This is a genomic window from Psychrobacter sp. TB15, from assembly GCF_000511655.1.
Taxonomy (GTDB): domain Bacteria; phylum Pseudomonadota; class Gammaproteobacteria; order Pseudomonadales; family Moraxellaceae; genus Psychrobacter; species Psychrobacter submarinus.
In genome coordinates this window covers 57,690-73,772 of the sequence record NZ_AYXN01000032.1, presented here as the reverse complement: position 1 = coordinate 73,772, position 16,083 = coordinate 57,690, and the positions used below count along the sequence as shown (strand labels likewise).

Here is a 16,083-nt window from a genome sequence, read left to right as displayed (position 1 = left end):
GAAAACAACACTTTAAAGCTGCCAGTCAAATGGTAGGAACATATCGTCAATGTTCAGGTTATGCTAGCGGCTACTGGTCTTGATACAGATCAATATAAGGACTAGAGGATCTAGGCGCTGCCGGCGTCTCTACAGGAGCGTTAATAGGCTGCGCATTATCAGGGGTAGGCTCAATAATCGCGCTATTAGTAGAGACTGGTGCTGGAGTCCTAATAACTGCGGTGGCTTGCGGTATCGTGACATTTACGTTATTCGTCAAAGTCGGGTCAGTCATAATGTCCTCACCACTGATAGTCGCGCCTATATCATTGACTAAGGTTGTAAATAGCACAAGCTCTGTGATACCGGCTGTATCATTAGCAATATCGATTAAGTTACTTTGCTGCGTTGGCGTCATACGGCCCATGATATACACCACGCCGTTATTGGTGACCGCTTTGAGCTGCGAGGATTTTACCCCATCGCTCGCCGCGACTTTTGCCAGTAGCTTGGAGGTGATATAGCCATCTTGCACGGTTGAGCTATAACCGCGAGCGACACTGACGTTTAGCTCATTATAGACTTTACGCACGTCAGGCATCGACTTGACGACTTGCTCTATTTGCGTTTTGAGCGCCTCAGTAGGAACTTCCCCGCTCAGCAGCACTTCACTGTTGAAGCTATCTATACTCATCCGGCTGTTTTGCTGCAAATCTTGTTGTAAACCGTAGACATTAATTTTGGCCGTGTGCTCTATACTACGATCGAGCAGGCGCTGCGGAATAGTACGCTCAGTGACCGGTACGCCATAAGTACCATTAGTACTATTGGTTAGATAGTTAGTCGTACAGCCGGTTATCGCCAAGCTAGCCATCACTAAGCTTGTCATCATCATCTTGGCACACGTTTGACGACTTACTTGATGACTTAGAGCGTTTGAGAGAGCAGTGAGCGGGGACATCCTTATCATTATTGACCTCTTGGTGCATGATTGTTAAGCGTAATTGTTAGGCGTGATAGATACGATTTTATGATTTGCATAAGCCTTTAAGAGTCTAGCTACTTTACTTAATTTTCGCCGTGAGTAGTTAGGTTTTTGGTAACGATATCTGTTAGCGATTTAACTTATAGCCCTTATATTATAGTACCTGATGAACGATTTTTCATCGCAAGCACTGATGACTAAATGTTGATGGTTAGGCGTTGATGGCTAGGCGTTACTAAACAGGTATTTGGCTACCAAGCCTGTGCTGTAAAGGCCCCTTGTAGCCATTCTGGCCTCGCACTGCACGCCGCGCCTCTTGGCTTATTATAATTATCAGTCGTATACGTATTATAAGCAATGACATCAAAACGGCACTCATAATTGGCATAGTTAGGATGTTGCTGTAAAAAATACTTGGCGGTCTTAACAATCCTATTACGCTTAGCCGCTGTTATGCTAAGCGCGGCATCGCCAAAGTCAGATACTCGGCGCTGACGCACTTCGATAAATACTAAAGTCGACCAAGCTTTACCCGTCTCTAGCATCACTAAATCAAGCTCACCTACTTTGGGCTGTTGCCAGTTTTGAGCAATCAAGATAAGCCCTTTTGCTTGCAGAAACTCACACGCTTGCCGCTCATAATGACTGCCTTGGCGCTGCTTGGGCGAGGTCAATAGTAGCGGTTTATGTTCTGGTTTTTTATTGGGCTTTTTATCGCTCATAGCCTTGATTAGTCTGCGCAACATTTCAGAATTATCATAGCACAACATGCTAAACTAGCTAGGTTTTACCGTTTTTACTTTTGCTAAGCGGCACTACTTGCCCATAAGTTTAACTTTTTATTCTAATGATCTATAACGATTTGAGGTTTTCATGTCCACCCTTACAAAGATGCCAGCGTGTTTGTACATCGTTGCCACCCCTATAGGCAATCTTGCTGACATGACTGCGCATGCCATTGATATCTTAAAACAAGTCGATATCATCGCCTGCGAAGACACTCGCACCTCAGGTAAGCTGTTGTCACATTTCGGTATCGACACTAAAGCTGACAAGGCCAATGAGAGTGATGATAATCGTAAGAATGATAAGACAGAAGCACTCGTACAAAGCGACACACATAAAAAAGGCCATAATAAACTTTGGGCCTATCACGAGCATAATAGCGCGATTCAAACGCCCAAAATCATTGAGATGATCGAGCAAGGTCACAGTGTCGCGCTAATCAGCGATGCCGGTACGCCTTTGGTCAGTGACCCCGGCTATCAATTGGTACAGGCCGCTCATGATGCTGATGTTACTGTCTCCCCTATCGTTGGCGCCTCTGCGGCTATCGCTGCGCTCTCGGTCGCAGGTCTGCCCTCCGATAGATTTAGCTTCATTGGCTTTTTAAATGCCAAAACTCATGGTCGTCAAAAGCAGTTAGAGGCACTAAAAGCGCGGACAGAAACCTTAATATTTTATGAAGCGCCGCATCGTATTGTCGCAAGCTTGAGCGATATGGCCGCAGTATTTGGTCATGATCGCGCCGTCACTTTTTGCCGTGAGCTGACCAAAACTTTTGAGACAGTGCATAAAACGACGCTTGGCGATTTGGTTGAGTTTGTCAAAGCCGATGACAATCAGCAGCGCGGTGAAATAGTCGTCGTTGTCGCAGGTGAGGCTAGCGCTCAAGATAGCGACGACATGAGTATCCATGATGCGCTATTAGTGCGCCTACTCAAAGACTTGTCCGTAAAAAAAGCGGCAAGCTTAGCCTCCGATATCACTGGGGTCAAAAAAAATGCCTTATATCAGCGTTTACTTGAGCTACAAGCTTAGCATCCGTTACGATAACAACAGTCTGTATTTATATGCGTTTGTTTTAAAATAGCGCTCTAGCATTCAATTAGGAGAAGTCAGTCATGTACGATGTGATAGCAATAGGCAATGCATTGGTCGATCACGAATATGTGTTGAGCGATGCCGCCTTAGAAGAGACGGAATTAACCAAAGGAAACATGACGCTCGCGGCGTTTGAAGAGCAGCAGCAATTGCTGGCTTACTTTCAGTTGGCTGATATCGAACCGTCAAAACAAGCGGGCGGCGGCTCAGCGGCTAATGCTATGTATGCCTTTGCAAGCCTTGGCGGCAAGCCTTTTTATGCCTGCCGCGTCGGCGATGATGAAGCCGGACAATTCTACTTAGAGGACTTACATAACGCCGGCGTTGCCACCTCAGAGCGCTCGATACATAAAGGCGGCGTCACCGGCTCCTGCGTGGTAGCGGTGACCGATGATGGCGAGCGTACCATGCAGACTTATCTTGGTACCTCTGCTGATATCAGCGAGGAAAACGTCAACTTTGAGGCACTAACCAAGGCGGATTGGCTCTATCTAGAAGGCTATCTTGCCATGTCAGAAGGTATTCAGCCGGCTATGACTAAGCTGCGCCAACAGGCCGGTATTCATAACGCTAAAATAGCCGTCAGTTTCGCTGACCCTGCGGTAGTGAAGTTTGCCAAAGAAGGCCTACTCAACATGCTGGGTAATAAAGTTGCGGTGATATTTTGTAATAGCGAAGAGGCCAAGCTCTTCACTGAAAAAAAGCAGATCAAAGCCGCCGCTCGCGCACTCCTGAGCTACTGCCAAATTGCGGTAGTCACTGATGGCGCTAATGATACGATCATCGCGCACAAATCTGATAAGCAGAATAGTATCGATATTCACAAAGTCCCTACGCCAAAGGTTATCGACGTCATCGACACCAATGGTGCCGGAGACAATTACTCAGGGACTTTTTTGTATGCCTTATCGCAGCACTACTCCTTGCCTGAGTGTGGGCGTCTAGCCGGTGAGGTATCAGCGCAAGTGATTCAGCAGTTCGGTCCCCGCCTAGAGTCACAAGTCTATAAAGATATAGCGCGGCGGGTGCTCACTGCTTAAATAGCTTTGATTACTTTTTGCTTTAAGTGCTATTAACCTTAAGTATTAAAAAAATCCCATCTCTATTGCGAGATGGGATTTTTATTTTAGCGAATCATTTTATCTAACCAAAGATATAAAGAGAGCTATATAAAGCGCTAAGCTTTAGCCAAAGCTTGCTCAAGATCCGCTTTGATATCTTCGATATGCTCAATACCAATCGACAAGCGCACCATATCTTCAGTGACGCCCGCTTGCTCTAGCTCTTGACCGTTGAGCTGACGATGCGTGGTCGTCGCAGGATGGCTTGCCAGCGACTTGGCATCGCCGATATTGACCAAACGCGTAATCAGCTGCAGCGCATCGATAAAGCGCGCGCCAGCTTCACGGCCACCTTTTACACCAAAAGTCAAAATAGCTGACGGCGTGCCTTTCATGTATTTTTGCGCGAGCTTATGATCAGGATGATCGGCAAGGCCTGCATATTTAATCCAAGCGACTTTGTCATGACCCTTTAGGTACTCAGCGACCGCTTGCGCGTTCTCGACATGGCGCTCCATACGTAGGCTTAGAGTCTCAATGCCTTGCAAGATTCCAAAGGCGTTGAGCGGACTAAGCGCGGCACCGGTATTACGCAGCGGTGCCACCCGAGCGCGAGCAATAAAGGCCGCCGCGCCCACGTCTTTGACAAAATTCACGCCATGGTAGCTGGCATCTGGCTCATTTAATAGTGGAAAACGCTTAGGATGATCGCCCCAGTTAAACTGTCCACTATCGACAATAGCACCACCAATAGAGGTGCCTGTACCGCTCATGTATTTGGTGAGTGAATGAATGACGATATCAGCGCCGTATTCGAATGGACGGCAAATAGCAGGGGTAGCCACTGTGTTGTCAATGACTACTGGCACGCCATATTCGTGTGCGATGTCACTTACCGCTTGGATATCGATAATATTGCCCAGTGGATTACCGATACTCTCAGCAAATACCATCTTGGTTTTGTCATCGATCAGATCGCGAATGGCCTCAGGATTTTTATGATCAAAGAAGCGTACTTCGATGCCTTGACGCGGCAGCGTATGGGCAAAGAAGTTATAAGTACCGCCATACAAGGTTGATACCGCAACGATATTGTCGCCCATCTCACAGATGGTCTGCACCGCATAAGTAATCGCTGCCATCCCAGAGGCGACTGCTAGAGCGCCGATACCGCCCTCGAGCGCGGCAACTCGTTCCTCTAATACCGCATTGGTCGGGTTCATGATACGAGTATAAATGTTGCCCGCCACTTTTAGATCAAACAGATCAGCGCCGTGCTGAGTATCATCAAAAGCATAGGAGCTTGTGTGATAAATCGGTACGGCAACTGCCTTAGTGGTCTGCTCAACGCTGTAGCCGGCATGAATCGCTAGTGTCTCTAGACGCTGATTATGACTACCGTTTTCTGCATTTTCCTCGCTCATAACGTGCTCCTTATTTATTGTGCTCTGTTAGTTAATTGTGCTTCGTCCGTTCGTTAAAACCTCTAAAAAACCTCCGGATTAAGAGCCTATTTAGTGATATCCAAAGGTTAGGCATAAAAAAAGCTGAGTTAATCATAACCCAGCTTCCTTATGAAAAGAATAGCGATTTTTTTATTACTTAATGAATATATTTCATAAGTAATCATTTAATCTTATCTTATGCTTTCTAAGACCTTATTTGTAATATGCGTTTTCGGTACGAGTATGATCGGTCTCATCCACTACCTGTGTCAGCTCTGGAATCTGCTGCTTGAGCTGTACTTCAACGCCCTGACGAAGCGTCATATCGACTGCTGAGCAGCCCTGACAACCACCGCCAAACTTGAGTACTGCAGTCAAGCCAACGCCCTCTTCCTCAATCAGCTCTATAAGATCAACCATACCACCATGCGCGGCAAGACTTGGGTTAATCTCTGATTGCAGCACATAGTTGATACGCTCTTCAATACTAGCATCCGCGCCTACTTTTGGCACTTTCGAGTTCGGCGCACGGAAAGTCAGCTGCCCACCAAAGCGATCCTTATTGTAGTCAATCACCGCATCTTCTAAGTAAGGCACTGAGGCGGCATCGATAAAGGCTGCAAAATTATCATAGCTGAGCTTTAGATCAGCGCTATCTTCTTCGCCGGGCTGGTTGTAAGCCATACAGCACTCAGCACGCGGCGTGCCTGGATGCTCCACGAAGATACGCACACCGATACCGTCGGTATCTTGCTTAGATAATAACTCAGCTAGATACCCTTGCGCCGACTCGGTAATAGTAATATTACTTTTAGCTTCAGCTTGCTCGGTATCAAGTGCAGACTCAAACTCTGCTTCATTGCTGTTTACCTCATTACTGGTAGGGGCACTTGCGGTTGGGTTTTGATTACTCATAGTATTTCCTGTACGTTAAGACACCGATGCCTGATTGGGCACCTTAATGTCGTCAGTTTGCATACTTATCATTAAAACGGTTTTAATTGTAAAAACATTAAACGATTAGGGTCAAAATTAACTTATCGCAAAAATATCAGGGTATATTATGATTTTAATCCGTAGCATTTTTGCGAACTATTTTTTTGCTGAATAAAGACTTTAAACGCTATTATAACTTAAATAGACGTCAATTCCGACCTTGCTACTGTGATTTGGACTTGATTTGATCGTCATCGTTACTTTCTCTATATTAAGGCGCTAATGTGGATTATCAAGAGACTAACGTTATAAGATATGATGACTCGTTATTTAAGCGGCTTATTATTTGTATTAAGCTAATAACCACTGAGTGTATGCCTTCTCCCTCTCTTTACAAGCCAGTAATTTATGATCTATGAAGACTTAACCTTAGTCACCAGCAAAGATGGCGAACAGATCGCCGTTTGGGAGGTTGTTGATGAAACTACCCATAAACAGGCAGGCGCAGCAATAACGAGACAAAATATTTTTTTGACTCATGGCACCTTCTCTGACAAAAAAGTCTGTCTAGGTATCGCAAGCTATCTCGCAGGTCTTGGACATACTTGCTACATTATGGAGTGGCGCGGTCATGGTCATAGCAGCAAACCCAAAGATAAATTTAACTTCGAAACTGTAGCCACTTATGATTATGAGGCGGCTTTTCGCTATTTATTCGATGAGCGCAAACTCACCAACCTGCACTGTGTCACCCATAGTGGCGGCGGTGTGGGACTGGCCATGTTTTTAGTACAAAATTCCAGCTACATCACACGGATTAATAGTATCAGCACCTTTGCTTGTCAAGCCTTTGGCGCTGTCCTAAACCCTATCAGTTATACCAAAATCCTTGCAGCAAAAGCCTTCACTAAAGTGCTTGGCTATATCCCTGCCAAAAAGCTCGGTCTCGGTCCTTTTAACGAAAGCTACTATACGATGACCCAGTGGTATGACTGGAACCTACAAAAAAATTTTAAAAGTAGCTTTATAAAAAATAAAGACATCGATAAACAGCTTAAGCCTGCAAATGAGCGTTTTGATTATCGCCAAGGCATGGCAAACATTACGACGCCTATCTATGCGATCAGCGGTAAAGGCGATCGGTTTATCTCCCCAACTCAGGGCTGTCAGCTGTTTTTTGATAAATTTGCCAATACTGATAATGTCTTTATAGAGTACGCCAAATCCAGCGGGCATTTAGAGGACTACGATCATACGCGGGTACTGATGAGCCGTAACGCTGCAGCGGAGATCTGGCCAACAGTAGCGTCTTGGATCGAAAAATATAGCCACTAATTTCCATTGTTTATGACGGTCAGTGGCACAAAACATCTTTACACTTGTCAGCTGCTAAGCGCTTGTGTCAGTATTAGCGTCATTGAGCATTTTTTGAGTAATAACTAATAAGCTTGTCGTAGGGAAAAAGGTTTATGAACGTATCCGCAGCAGCCAATACTAACCATAATAAGCACTATAAATATCTAGTTTTTATCGGACGCTTCCAGCCTTTTCATTGCGGACATAAAGCGGTCATTGATGAAGCGCTACAGCGGGCAGATAATGTCATTATGCTAATAGGTTCTGCTAACTTGCCACGCAGCCTACGTAATCCGTTTTCGGTAGATGAGCGTACCGCGATGATTAAGGGCGCGTATAGCGATGAAGATGCGGCGCGTATTCACTGCGTGGCGCTCGATGATGCGCTTTACAATGACACGCGCTGGCTCAAATATGTACAGGCAAGCGTCAAATCGGTAACGGGCGACTTACAAGCAGATATCGGCCTTATTGGTCACTCAAAAGACAGCTCTTCTTATTACTTATCCTTATTCCCTAACTGGGCGTCAGTCTCAGTGCCTAATTATCAAAACCTATCAGCGACGCCTATTCGTGATAGCTATCTGATGGGTGCGATGCCAACTCCTGAGCGTACTCCTGAGTCCACACGTGATGTGCTAAAAGAATTCAATAAAACGGCTGAGTATCAGCGCTTGCATGAAGAGGCTGGGTTCATTGATAAATATAAAAAACAATGGGAATCTGCCCCCTACCCGCCGACCTTTATGACCGCTGATGCACTGGTGGTGCAATCAGGGCATATCTTACTCGTTGAGCGCCGTAGTATGCCAGGGCGCGGACTTTGGGCACTGCCGGGCGGGTTTCTCAATCCGAAAGAAACCTTATTTGATGCTTGTATTCGCGAGCTGCGCGAGGAGACGCGCCTTAAAGTCCCAGAGCCAGTACTGCGCGGCTCATTTCATAGTCAGCATACCTTCGATGATCCGTACCGCTCTGCCCGTGGTCGTACCTTGACCCAAGCCTTTTATTTACAATTAAAAAACGACGCCAAAGGTCTGCCAAAAGTGAAAGGCGGAGATGATGCGGCTCATGCTTTTTGGCTACCACTAGCTGAGCTTGATGCCAAAATGATGTTTGAAGATCATTATGCGATTATTACTAAGATGGTCGGGCTTTAGTGAATCATTGAGGCGTCTCCATAAAAAATTTTCAATGCCTAAGCCGATAGACGGCAAAGGCTTATTCCGTCGTAACTTGTTTACAAAGCAAACAGCGACATCAAAAAGCAGAGGAGTTCTGTGATGTACACGAGTAATTTCAACAATTTAATTTTAAATTCTGATAGTTACAAAACCTCACACTGGGTGCAATATCCGCCCGGAAGCGAGTATATGTCAAGCTATGTCGAAGCACGAAAAGGCGACTACGATGTGGTCTTTTTCGGTCTACAAGCCTTTATTAAGGAGTATCTAAGTCGCCCAATCACTCAGCAAGATATCGATGAAGCTGAGCTGGTGATAACAGCGCACGGCTTGACCTTTAATCGTACAGGCTGGGAGCGTTTGCTAGAAAAACACGGCGGCTATCTGCCACTACGTATCGAAGCGGTACCTGAAGGCAGTATCGTCCCTGTCTCTAATGTCGTCTGTCAGATCGTCAATACCGATCCTGAGTTTTATTGGCTGCCAAGCTATATCGAAACTGCGCTGCTACGCGCGATTTGGTATCCCTCGACGGTGGCGAGCGTTTCTTACTACTGTAAGACTATTATCCGTAAGGCGCTTGAGAAATCTGCCGATACTACGGACTCTCTACCCTTTCGCTTACATGATTTTGGCGCTCGTGGGGCGTCGAGTTTTGAGTCGGTAGCGCTGGGTAGTTTGGCGAACTTAGTGAACTTTTCAGGTACCGACTCGATGACCGCTTTGGTCGCAGCTAGTCGCTGGTATGGTATGGATAAACAGATGGCCGCTTTCTCCATTCCTGCTGCTGAGCACAGTACCATGACTGCTTGGGGCCGCGATGGCGAGACCGCTGCTTTTGCCAATATGATTGAACAATTCGGCGGTCCAGACAAAGCTTTTTCGGTGGTCTCTGACAGTTACGACTTATGGAACGCTATCGACAACATCTGGGGCGATGAGCTAAAAGAAGCGGTTGAAAACATGGGCGGTACTTTAGTCATTCGTCCTGATAGCGGTGAGCCGACTAAGGTTGTCCGTGAAGCGTTAGAGCGCTTAGCGGTAAAATTTGGCACCACTATCAATAGCAAAGGCTATAAAGTGTTGCCAAATTACGTCCGCATTATTCAAGGCGATGGTATCAATGCGCAAAGCTTAGGCAAAATCATCAATGCGGTAATGGATGCCGGTTTTAGCGCGGAGAATATTACCTTTGGTATGGGTGGCGGTCTGCTACAACAAGTCAACCGCGACACGATGAGCTGGGCGATGAAAGCCAGCGCTATCTGTATCGATGGCAAATGGATAGATATCTACAAAGACCCTGTCACCAGTCACTCAAAGCGCTCAAAAAAAGGCCGACTGGCCTTGATAAAAGATAGCAGCGGTCAGCTAAAAACCATTACAGTAGATGAGCTTGATAACCTTGATAACACCGCTCAAAGCTTACTACGCGATGTCTATGTCGATGGCAAACTACTTATTGATGATACTTTAACTACGATTCGGGAGCGTACAGGATGGTAGCGACGACTACAATAGCTGGCGCGGCAAAAGAGATGCTGCTAGCGCCAATCTATCTATATCAAGGCTACAAGGTCAAACGCGACACGGTGCGCTTGCCTGAGCCTGAGGGCGAGCGTCATGGACGAGTTAAGCTTACTGACGCCGTCCAGCAAATAACAAACGACAATGACCATACCTTAAGCGTTATGGTGGTCGGTGATTCGGCGGCAGCTGGAGTGGGCAGCCAAACCCAACAAGATGCGCTAGCAGGTCAACTGATACCTGCTCTACAGCAACAAGCGTTGGGTAATCAAGGCTTTGGCCAGCAGTTTGCTACACTGAGTTGGTCAGTACAGGCGACAACGGGACACACGAGCTTTGATATTTTGCGCCGCTTATATGTCATCCCTAAACCCAGTCTGCCACTTGATGTCATGGTCATCAGTGTTGGGGTTAATGATACGACATCCAAGGTCGCAGCGGCTGAGTGGCAGCAGCGGCTCGAAGCTATTATTGCTATTGCTCAGCGTAAATTTGCCGTGCGGCAGCTGATCTTTGCCAGATTGCCGCAAATGGAGAAAATGCCAGCATTGCCTGCGCCTTTGAGTCATTTTGTAGGGAGTAAAGCAGCAAAGCTCGATGACATATTGCAGCAAGTCTGTCATGCTCACGATGGCGTGACGTACATGGCGACTGATTTTGCGCGGATGATAGATGAGCATGCAAATGGTGCGCCTATTGATATCTCAGTCATGTTTGCTGATGATGGTTTTCATCCGAGCAGCCTGATGTATGGCTATTGGGCGCAGCAGTTAGCCGAGCTTATAGCGGAACTGTTTGACCCCTCGGCTACCCGTTCTAGCACCGCATAACAGATAAAAACTATTATTTTTGCATAAAAAAACTATTTTTGCATAAAAAAACCGCTGATTGTTCAGCGGTTTTTTTGAATGGTGCTTGAACTCAAGCTTTAGCTTTTCGTTCAGTAAAAGCCAATTATTCAGCTTTTGCTTTTTTGCTACGACCACCAAACGCGCCAAAGCGTTTGTTGAAGCTTGCCACACGGCCTTCGGTAGAGCTCTTACGCTGCTCGCCGGTGTAGAATGGATGTGAGGCACTTGAGATATCTAACGGATAGTAAGGATACTCTTTGCCTTCATACTCGCGTGTCGCTTTAGTTTTTGCTGTTGAACGAGTTAAAAAATACACGTCAGCGTTAGTGTCGTGGAATAGAACTTCTTGGTAATTTGGGTGAATATCTTTACGCATAATAAACTCTCTTAAGTCCGATGTATGCCTGCTTATTGAAGCTTTAAGCATACGTAACTGAGGCACTAAGCACATCTGTAAGTCTAGCCATTGCATCACTGGCTTATTCCAGCATCCAACACCACACTTTTGCTCTCTTAGCCTTTCCCCAGCGGGAAAATTGAACCGCGATTTTAACGGTTTTTGGATTTTGATGCAAGTGGTGTCTCGTGAGCTGTGCTTAACGTCCATGCCAGCTCATTATCAAAGGTATAAGTATTTGCGATATAAATAAAAGCGACATAAATATTAGCGGCATAGTAAAAGCTTGAGGATTATAATGACCCTCATATTCAGTACTGTTATCTTCCTGCTTCTTCTATTTTTACTGACAAAACTAATGCATATACTTACGTATTTACTCTGATACTTTCTTTAGTTTTTTATAAAATATAATCCTACATGATAAGTGCAGCTTCATAATTTTTGTTATTACCTTTAAGTAATTAATGACGCATAGAGTTGTTGTTTTCCATTGAACTTAGCCTGTTGCGCACGCATATCTTTTATATATGACTATTTTGAACCCATAGCTTTAAACCCATAGCTTTAAACCCATAGCTTTAAACCCATAGCGTCTATGAGCTTAAAACACTGAGTACTCACAAGTAATGAGCTACCGTTATTTCTCCAACTCTAGTCAGCAAATATCAATACTCCGTAGCCGTTGACGACGCTAAAATAATAAGAGCAGAATAATGACTCAATCCCATGACAAAAAAGTAAGCACACCGCCTGACCCCCTTACTAGCCCTTTTGCGAGCCAGCCGCTGATGGGTGAAAAAACGGCATCTAAACGCGTTGGTATCTTAGGCGGCGGTACGGCCGGCGCTACTATTGCGATTCGCCTTGCCGCTTTAGGTCTTGAGACCTATTTGTTTGAAAAAAAGACCTCTTTAATCGATGGTCCGCCTATGTGTCATCTACATGCAGGTGGCAACTTATACCGCGAGATTCCTGATGAGGACTGCGTGGCGCTACTCAAGCAGTGTATCGATATCCTGCGCTTGTATCCCTACACTATCGATGTCCGTCCTACAGTGTTTGCGATACCGACACGAGATGAGGGTTTGCCTGAGGATTTATTGCCGCGTCTTGATATTTTGACCCAAGCTTATCGCGACTTGATTGCTCAAGACCCTAACAATAAGGTGCTTGGCGAGCCTGAAGATTACTATCAGCTCTATAGCCATGAGCGCTTAATCGAGCTGTCTGAACGTGAGCAAGTCGCAGTACCGAAGACTCTCGATGAATGGGTCATTCCAGTGGCTAAACATTTAGACCTCAATAAAGTCAAATACCCACTTATTGTCGTACAAGAATATGGCTGGAATATCTTTCGCCTTGCCGCTTCAGCGCAGCTGGCTCTCGAAGGTTATGACAATGCCCATGTCTTTACCAATACCCAAGTTGCACAAGTGCACGCCGTTGAATGCAGTGACTGTAATAATGCCAATCATCATGTCAGCAAATGGCGAATTGACTATCAGCACAATGATGAGCCCGTAAAACATCGCGCCAAACCGTTTGATAATGATGATAAGTCTGAGATGAGTTTAGTAGATAGCAAGAATGCAAATGCTATTGAGTCCATCGAAGTCGACTATCTAATCAATGCCTGCGGCTTTCGCACCGGTATTATCGACGATATGGTCGGGGTAGATGTGGAGCGTATGGTCGAGTTCAAATCCTCTTATATTACTCATTGGGAAGATGCGGGCGGACAGATCCCTGAGATCATCGTATATGGTGCACGCGGCACGCCAGAAGGAATGGCACAGCTGACGCCTTACCCCGGCGGCTATTTTCAGATTCATGGTATGAGTAAAGCGATTACATTGTTCGATGATGGCTTAGTGGCTTCTAGTGAAAACAGCGCGCAGCCAAAACTGCCTTCCCAATATCTGCATTATATCGAAGATGGCTGGGACAAAGCGCCCCTGCAAGCTCGTAGTCAGCAAGCAATTGAGTATGTGGCTGAGTTTGTACCGACCTTTAATAGTGCGCGTACGGTAGGCAATGCTCTGTACGGTGGACAGCAAATACCCGGTAAAGATGATACCTTGCGCGTAGCGGATGTCAGCCTCTATAAGCACTTACACTATGCGCGCGCTGAAAATGTCAAAGCCTCCTCGACTTTACTCGCCGCTGACGAAATCGTCGCTCAGTTATTAGAGATCGGAGTGTTAGATAAAGACTTAGCCGCTAACACTGCTCGCTATACTCATGACTGGGCTTATTTAGCGCGCAACGATAGCGCAGATGTCCACGAAATGGCCCAAAAGCTCGCTCAACAGCGCGGTTTTCCTGTAGCGATGGCAGGCGTCAACCACGGAATTAGCGAGTTGGCCTTAGATAGTCTGACGACCGCTGAGGTTTAGGTTTATTGTTTTCATACTCTTATCTAATAACCATATCGATAAGACTGACTATAAAAAAGCGACCGTTACTCGTTGTAATGGTCGCTTTTTTATTAAGATAACTAGGTTAAAGGGTTAGATTTAAAAACTGGATTTAAGAGCTGAGTAGCCACTCAGTTTAATTGCCAACCATCTTTTTGGTATCGACCTCATCGTCGATAGTGACGATGGTTTGTAGCAGCTCAATTGCCTCCCCAATAGTGTTACAGACGACTAAGCGCTCTAGATCTTGCTGCTTCATAAAGCCCTGCTCAGTGGTGAACTTAAGATGCTCAAGCATACGATCATAAAAACCATTTATATTAAGAATAATCATTGGTTTTTCGTGCTGATAGAGCTGACGCCATGTGGCAATCTCCATAATCTCCTCAAGCGTACCAAGGCCGCCAGGCAAAGTAATAAAGGCATCAGCATATTCGGCCATCACCGTCTTGCGCGTGTGCATAGTATCGGTCAGATGCAGGCGAGTGAGACCTTGATGAGCAATCTCGTGCTTGAGCATAAAGGTTGGAATCACTCCAACCGCTTGCGCGTCGCCTTTGATAACTTCATCCGCGACTGCGCCCATTAGCCCGATGCTAGCGCCGCCATAGACTAAACCTAGGCCGTTATGGGCTAAAGCGCGACCAAGCTCACGCGCCGCCTGCTCATATATCTCGCTATTACCCGAGCGCGAACCGCAGTAGACCGCCACTAGAGGCATACTTAAGCTAGATTTATCGACGGCCTGCTCTATGTTTGAGATATCATTGCTGGTAATGACTTCATAATTTTCATTGTTGATCTTCATTTGCATCATAATATGTCCTATATTTATTTAACTGTTATTTTAGGCTAATGTTTATTCATACTGCATGAGCACTACTGGCGTATCGGTCATGCTGCTTTTATTTCAGCTATATTATATTTTACTGTCTAATTCGCTTGGTTTACTATGTATCTTATCATAAGCTTTATCATCTAATGACATTCGCGACTTCTGACTACCCAATAACGACACTTTAAGCTTTTAGGATATAATTATGCTTGATAACGATGCTCTTGTAACGCCTACTACCACTCTTTTAGCTGCCGATACTGTCGGTCATTATAAAAAGAATACTGACAATAGCGCTATCGATAGCTATCCCTTAACTATTATGACTGAGCGCAACCAGCCGTTAGCAGCGACTGTTTACCATCCGCAAACCAGTACAGCGTCAAAGATAAAAACAGCGGTAATGATAGCGCCGGCGACAGGTATCAAACGTCAGTTTTATCATATCTTTGCTACTTTTTTGGCGGAGCAAGGTTTTGGGGTTATCACCTATGACAATGAAGGTATCGGCCAGTCTTTATCAACGACTCTAGCCAAGTCTGATGCTTCTCTTATTAGCTGGGGTCGCCATGATATGCCAGCGGTGCTTGATGCTTTGCAGTACGAGTTCCCTGAGGCCAGCTACCATCTCATCGGCCACAGTGCTGGTGGTCAACTTATTGGGCTGATGCCGAACTATGCTGCTCTGAGCTCAATCTTTAATGTCGCGTGCTCCTCAGGACGTATCAAAAACTTAGAGATGCCTTATAAGCTCAAAGCCATGGGTTTTATGGACGCCTTTATTCCACTCACTAATTTAGTCTTAGGCTATACGCCTGCTGACAAAATCGGAATGGGCGAGCCACTACCACGCGGAGTCGCCCGTCAGTGGCGCGAGTGGTGTAATGGCGCAGGCTATATCAAAACCGCGCTAGGTAAAACCATTCACAATCACTACTATGATGAGCTGACTATGCCCTCATTATGGCTCGGCTTTAGTGATGATGACATTGCCAATAGCGAGAATATGGACGATATGATTAGAGTATTCCCTAACATGTCAGTAGAAAAACACTATCTAAATCCTAAAGATTTGGGCGTCAGTCACATCGGGCACATGCGCTATTTTAGTCGTAAAACTTATAGCAAAGTGCCGCAGCTGTGGCAGATGGCAGTAGATTGGTTAAAAACTCATAGTTAAACGACTGAGATCATATTAAAACGATGGCAGGTAAAAGTGAGCA

At 45.6% G+C, this 16,083-nt stretch carries 14 protein-coding genes; 8 read left to right on the top strand and 6 right to left on the bottom strand.

Annotation, left to right across the window (positions count from 1 at the left end):
* Positions 1-70: 70 nt before the first annotated feature.
* Positions 71-940 carry a BON domain-containing protein gene (locus tag W234_RS0107910; RefSeq protein WP_227501945.1) on the bottom strand — a complete coding sequence of 290 codons (870 nt, stop codon included), beginning with the start codon at positions 938-940 and terminating at the stop codon, positions 71-73.
* 275 nt (positions 941-1,215) lie between these two features.
* Complete coding sequence (locus W234_RS0107905) at positions 1,216-1,734, bottom strand: YraN family protein (protein WP_025646331.1); 519 nt, start codon at positions 1,732-1,734, stop codon at positions 1,216-1,218.
* Between the two features lie 103 nt (positions 1,735-1,837).
* On the opposite strand from W234_RS0107905, the gene rsmI reads away from it, so the two are divergent.
* Positions 1,838-2,785 carry a 16S rRNA (cytidine(1402)-2'-O)-methyltransferase gene (gene rsmI / locus W234_RS0107900; RefSeq protein ID WP_025646330.1) on the top strand — a complete coding sequence of 316 codons (948 nt, stop codon included), beginning with the start codon at positions 1,838-1,840 and terminating at the stop codon, positions 2,783-2,785.
* 83 nt (positions 2,786-2,868) lie between these two features.
* Positions 2,869-3,888 carry an adenosine kinase gene (locus W234_RS0107895; RefSeq protein ID WP_025646328.1) on the top strand — a complete coding sequence of 340 codons (1,020 nt, stop codon included), beginning with the start codon at positions 2,869-2,871 and terminating at the stop codon, positions 3,886-3,888.
* Between the two features lie 137 nt (positions 3,889-4,025).
* On the opposite strand, the gene W234_RS0107890 is transcribed toward W234_RS0107895, so the two are convergent.
* Together W234_RS0107890 and nfuA are read right to left on the bottom strand one after the other, a co-directional pair.
* Positions 4,026-5,333 (bottom strand): O-acetylhomoserine aminocarboxypropyltransferase/cysteine synthase family protein, encoded by a 1,308-nt coding sequence (locus tag W234_RS0107890; RefSeq protein ID WP_025646326.1) that lies wholly within the window; start codon positions 5,331-5,333, stop codon positions 4,026-4,028.
* A gap of 234 nt (positions 5,334-5,567) precedes the next feature.
* The gene (gene nfuA, locus W234_RS0107885) at positions 5,568-6,269 is read right to left on the bottom strand and encodes a Fe-S biogenesis protein NfuA (RefSeq protein ID WP_025646324.1); all 702 of its coding nucleotides are present in this window, start codon (positions 6,267-6,269) and stop codon (positions 5,568-5,570) included.
* Positions 6,270-6,698: 429 nt separating this feature from the next.
* Between nfuA and W234_RS0107880 the strand changes: the two genes are divergently transcribed.
* The 4 genes from W234_RS0107880 to W234_RS0107865 all read left to right on the top strand — a co-directional run bounded on the left by W234_RS0107880 (position 6,699) and on the right by W234_RS0107865 (position 11,187).
* Positions 6,699-7,625, top strand: coding sequence for an alpha/beta fold hydrolase (locus W234_RS0107880; protein ID WP_025646322.1), 927 nt, complete (start codon positions 6,699-6,701; stop codon positions 7,623-7,625).
* Between the two features lie 134 nt (positions 7,626-7,759).
* The gene (locus W234_RS0107875; protein ID WP_025646320.1) at positions 7,760-8,806 is read left to right on the top strand and encodes a bifunctional nicotinamide-nucleotide adenylyltransferase/Nudix hydroxylase; all 1,047 of its coding nucleotides are present in this window, start codon (positions 7,760-7,762) and stop codon (positions 8,804-8,806) included.
* 123 nt (positions 8,807-8,929) lie between these two features.
* Positions 8,930-10,336, top strand: a complete 1,407-nt coding sequence (locus W234_RS0107870; RefSeq protein ID WP_025646318.1) for a nicotinate phosphoribosyltransferase — start codon at positions 8,930-8,932, stop codon at positions 10,334-10,336.
* Complete coding sequence (locus tag W234_RS0107865) at positions 10,330-11,187, top strand: SGNH/GDSL hydrolase family protein (protein WP_025646316.1); 858 nt, start codon at positions 10,330-10,332, stop codon at positions 11,185-11,187. The genes W234_RS0107870 and W234_RS0107865 overlap by 7 nt, the downstream gene beginning before the upstream one ends.
* A gap of 124 nt (positions 11,188-11,311) precedes the next feature.
* Here the strand turns inward: W234_RS0107865 and W234_RS0107860 are convergent, their stop codons facing one another.
* Complete coding sequence (locus W234_RS0107860) at positions 11,312-11,584, bottom strand: type B 50S ribosomal protein L31 (RefSeq protein ID WP_025646314.1); 273 nt, start codon at positions 11,582-11,584, stop codon at positions 11,312-11,314.
* A gap of 812 nt (positions 11,585-12,396) precedes the next feature.
* On the opposite strand from W234_RS0107860, the gene W234_RS0107855 reads away from it, so the two are divergent.
* Positions 12,397-14,004: an FAD-dependent oxidoreductase gene (locus W234_RS0107855; protein ID WP_037059379.1), complete on the top strand. Its 1,608-nt coding sequence runs from the start codon at positions 12,397-12,399 to the stop codon at positions 14,002-14,004.
* A gap of 157 nt (positions 14,005-14,161) precedes the next feature.
* Here W234_RS0107855 and W234_RS0107850 read toward each other — a convergent pair whose 3' ends face one another.
* Positions 14,162-14,839: a TIGR00730 family Rossman fold protein gene (locus W234_RS0107850; protein WP_025646310.1), complete on the bottom strand. Its 678-nt coding sequence runs from the start codon at positions 14,837-14,839 to the stop codon at positions 14,162-14,164.
* A gap of 226 nt (positions 14,840-15,065) precedes the next feature.
* Between W234_RS0107850 and W234_RS0107845 the strand changes: the two genes are divergently transcribed.
* Positions 15,066-16,040, top strand: a complete 975-nt coding sequence (locus W234_RS0107845; RefSeq protein WP_025646308.1) for an alpha/beta fold hydrolase — start codon at positions 15,066-15,068, stop codon at positions 16,038-16,040.
* The last annotated feature ends 43 nt before the right edge of the window (positions 16,041-16,083 follow it).

Bases quoted from the DNA above. Each gene is read 5' to 3' on its own strand.
- W234_RS0107910 (WP_227501945.1), bottom strand. From the start codon at position 940: ATGTCCCCGCTCACTGCTCTCTCAAACGCTCTAAGTCATCAAGTAAGT.
- W234_RS0107905 (WP_025646331.1), bottom strand. From the start codon at position 1,734: ATGTTGTGCTATGATAATTCTGAAATGTTGCGCAGACTAATCAAGGCT.
- rsmI (WP_025646330.1), top strand. From the start codon at position 1,838: ATGTCCACCCTTACAAAGATGCCAGCGTGTTTGTACATCGTTGCCACC.
- W234_RS0107895 (WP_025646328.1), top strand. From the start codon at position 2,869: ATGTACGATGTGATAGCAATAGGCAATGCATTGGTCGATCACGAATAT.
- W234_RS0107890 (WP_025646326.1), bottom strand. From the start codon at position 5,333: ATGAGCGAGGAAAATGCAGAAAACGGTAGTCATAATCAGCGTCTAGAG.
- nfuA (WP_025646324.1), bottom strand. From the start codon at position 6,269: ATGAGTAATCAAAACCCAACCGCAAGTGCCCCTACCAGTAATGAGGTA.
- W234_RS0107880 (WP_025646322.1), top strand. From the start codon at position 6,699: ATGATCTATGAAGACTTAACCTTAGTCACCAGCAAAGATGGCGAACAG.
- W234_RS0107875 (WP_025646320.1), top strand. From the start codon at position 7,760: ATGAACGTATCCGCAGCAGCCAATACTAACCATAATAAGCACTATAAA.
- W234_RS0107870 (WP_025646318.1), top strand. From the start codon at position 8,930: ATGTACACGAGTAATTTCAACAATTTAATTTTAAATTCTGATAGTTAC.
- W234_RS0107865 (WP_025646316.1), top strand. From the start codon at position 10,330: ATGGTAGCGACGACTACAATAGCTGGCGCGGCAAAAGAGATGCTGCTA.
- W234_RS0107860 (WP_025646314.1), bottom strand. From the start codon at position 11,584: ATGCGTAAAGATATTCACCCAAATTACCAAGAAGTTCTATTCCACGAC.
- W234_RS0107855 (WP_037059379.1), top strand. From the start codon at position 12,397: ATGGGTGAAAAAACGGCATCTAAACGCGTTGGTATCTTAGGCGGCGGT.
- W234_RS0107850 (WP_025646310.1), bottom strand. From the start codon at position 14,839: ATGCAAATGAAGATCAACAATGAAAATTATGAAGTCATTACCAGCAAT.
- W234_RS0107845 (WP_025646308.1), top strand. From the start codon at position 15,066: ATGCTTGATAACGATGCTCTTGTAACGCCTACTACCACTCTTTTAGCT.